Source organism: Candidatus Margulisiibacteriota bacterium (assembly GCA_041658645.1).
Lineage (GTDB): Bacteria > Margulisbacteria > WOR-1 > O2-12-FULL-45-9 > XYB2-FULL-48-7 > JBAZZV01.
In genome coordinates this window covers 1-3,360 of sequence record JBAZZV010000026.1, presented here as the reverse complement: position 1 = coordinate 3,360, position 3,360 = coordinate 1, and the positions used below count along the sequence as shown (strand labels likewise).

The 3,360-nt window shown below is 43.4% G+C and carries 2 protein-coding genes; one reads left to right on the top strand and one right to left on the bottom strand.

Features of this window, described 5'->3' with window-relative positions; all coding sequences use genetic code 11:
- Window positions 1-2,096 (bottom strand): radical SAM protein (locus tag WC903_09165; GenBank protein ID MFA5894114.1); only part of this gene is annotated, 2,096 nt, incomplete at its 3' end.
- 131 nt (window positions 2,097-2,227) lie between these two features.
- Between WC903_09165 and WC903_09160 the strand changes: the two genes are divergently transcribed.
- On the top strand, window positions 2,228-3,360 hold a 1,133-nt coding region (locus WC903_09160; protein MFA5894113.1), incomplete at its 3' end, for an ABC transporter ATP-binding protein.

The following is a 3,360-nucleotide window of genomic DNA, read 5'->3' as shown; positions in this document are numbered from 1 at the left end:
CGGGTCACCTCGCCTTTCGCGTAATTAATTGGTAGATCAAATTTTTTACTGATCAGATCGATTATTTCATTGATCGCGAGCTTTTGGCAGGCCAAGACAAAGATGTCGATCCCGTAATTGTAGAGAAAATGGCTTTCTCTGGTTAAGATATTATATAAGAATCCCGTTCTCATTTTATCTGCCTTTATTATTTTAGGCTTATCATTATTAAAATATTTACTTAGTATCTGTTCTGCCTCACGCAGGTCATATTGGAACTCGCCATAAATAGTCCCGGCTGTTAATAAATATGTGTTTTCTTTTCCAGGCGTGCCCTGCCCGCGTCTTGATAGCTTCCTTTCATTTGAACCGCGTTTTCTGACTTTGTCCATCTGGCCCCATTTTGTTTTATAAAGAAAATAATGTCCTCTTGTTCTTAAAGGCAAAGAAAGTTCTTTTGGCGCCTCCCTCTGAAATTTCTCTACTCGAGCCTGCGACATGCCGGCAGTCACTTCATAATCATGAGACACCTTCAGATCTTCGTTCTTACTATTAGGCTTAATTCTACCTATTTTATATTTTTCGGGGCTGACGAAGACCTTGGAACCTTCTTCCAGGATAAAATTTTGTTCCACAACGACCCAGCCGATGTTCCTTTTGTTTTTTTCAATAAAAGCCAGCGTACCTTTCGCTTCCTTTATTGTCTCGCTGGGGAAGCCAAGAAAAGCCATTAAAAACGTATCGATGCCGGCCTTCTTGCATCCCCGCAATATCTTTTCTATCGTTTTTATCCGCGTGCCTTTTTCCATTAAATTCAATATTCTCTGGCTGCCTGATTCCAGGCCAAACCAGATAAACCGGCAACCGGCCTTAGACATTTTAGCCAGCAGCTCGGGGCTCAATGCCTCATCAAACCTTGCCATGCAACTCCAGAAAATCTTAATATCCTCACGTAAAATAGCATTCGATAATTGTTCCAATATCCTGGGGTGGACCGCTTCATCCACGAATATGAAATATCGCGCATTATATTTAGCGATCAACACTTTTAGGTCGTCGATAACCATTTCAACGTTCCTGACGCTGAACGGAGCCAGATAACCGCGATAATGGGTGCAAAATGCGCATTTTCTCCAATAGCAACTCCTGGTGGTTAAGATCGGCAGCATGACATGAGGAGAAAAGTAGCTTTCTAACGGCAAACCTTCAAAATCCGGCGTCGGCAGATCCCGGGCCTTGAGCGTCGAATCCAGTTTGTTCACACGAATTTGACCGTTCGCTTTATAGATCAAATTCGGCACATTTTCCAGGCTTTTATTTTGTTCCAGCGCCTCGGCCAATCTCAACAACGGGATCTCTCCATCGTAGACCACAAAACTATCGCCATATTCATTAATTGATTTATTCTGTGCAATTTTATCGGCCAGGGCCGAAATAAAACTCCCACCAATGGTAACGTGGATATTTTTGTTTTTGCCTTTTATAATTTTTGCCAGTGTTAAAGCCGGGACTATTTGTTCCATATATGAGACTGATATCCCTATCAGCTTGAAATCTTCATTTAATATATCTGTTAAGATCCCTTGATAATATTCTTTGAATATATTGCCCTGATCGTTTTCAATGCATTTTTTCAGCTTTTTTGTCGATTCCCAGGCATTAGATATAATATTTTCATATTTTGAAGTGGAAAAGGTTATTGGATAGTATTCCATTGAGACAATGAATAAAGCCGCATCCAGGACCTTAAACGCCCACTGATATTTCCCTATATCATAAAATTCTTCCTGGTCATGTACGATGCGTTTGGCTTCGCCTAAATTGGCAACAATATACGGGTAAACCATATCCGCCCGGGATAAATTATAATATTCGTCAATTTTCTTAATTGTTTTTAGGGGCTGACCTGACTTTTCAAATGCCTTCAGCCTGTCTTTTATTTGATTAATAGAGTTTTTAAGCCTACCTTCATCTAGAAAATAATTGTAAGCTTCAATACTTAGGTCTCTTTGAACGACCTCATGTCCATTTTGTTTTAAAAAAGCGGTTAATGACGGCACGCCGAGGACCGGCTGGGCAGGTTCGCATCGAGGCGGAACAAGCAACAATATTTTCACGCCCGCGCGCCGCTTCTTTGGGCTGAATCCCTTATCATATAAAGAATTGTAGCATTTCCCGATTAGTTTTTGAATGGAGCCTGCCCGTTTTTATTGCCCAACCACACGAAAAGCGTTATACTTTGTCTTACATGCGCGATAGACTAAGGCTACTTTTCGTTTATACCAAATTGCTTTTACCTTATTGGGATAAAAGTCTCGTTTCTTTGCTTTCGGTCGGCATCTTGGTCATCTTTGGCATGGCCAATCCTCTGATCACCAAGGTTTTGATCGATTACGCTTATCCCAACAAAGACCTGTTCCTGCTCAGCTTCCTGGTCCTGTTCCGAATATTGATCTTTATTTTTGACACTTTCTTTTCCGACATTTCCAGTTATATGGATACTTTTATCCACCAGACGCTCTCCATCGATCTTAGAAAGAAATTTTTCACCCGCCTGCTCCGCTTGCCGCTCGGCTTCCATTACGAGAAACAGGTCGGCGACCTGATGGTCAGGGTCACCGACGATATCGACGTCATCGTCGATTCGGTGGCCGAATTGATCCCCGTGGTGATCAAGACCCTGCTGCAACTCGCCTCTCTCCTGGTCATCTGTTTGCTGATCGATTGGAATTTGACCCTGCTCGCCCTGGTCGGTATCCCGATCTATTTCATCCAGACAAAATTCTTCGCCCAGAGATTCGAGGACGTTCAGACAAAATCCCAGAAAAAAGAGTCGGAAATCTACACGTTCTATCAGGAAAAAATGAGCAACGTCAAGACGATCAAGTCTTTTAACCAGGAGATCTATGAGACCGACCGGCTGATCGATAAACTCAAAGGCATGTTCGCCCTCGTCAGGGAAAATCTCTTCCTGGGCCTGATCAACTCCTTTTTTGATTCCATTCTGATCACCGTCTGGACCAGTTTTCTGGCCTGGTACGCCGGTTACCGCGTCATCACCGGACAGATCACTATCGGTGAGATCATGGCCATCCTGGTCTATCTCGGCCAGATCCACCAGCCGATCATGGATTTCGGGTCGCTTTATAAAGCCCTGAACAGGAGCTTTGTTTCTATTAAACGGGTTAACGATATCTTGGAAGAAAAACCTGAAGCGTACAAAGAATCGCGCACCTTCGTCCTGTTCCAGATCGAAGGCAAGATCAAATTCGACAAAGTCAGTTTTAAATACCAGAATTCGGATGAATACACGCTTAAGGACGTCTCACTGCTGGCCAATCCCGGAGAGATCACGGCGGTTTGCGGGGCCAGCGGCGCGGG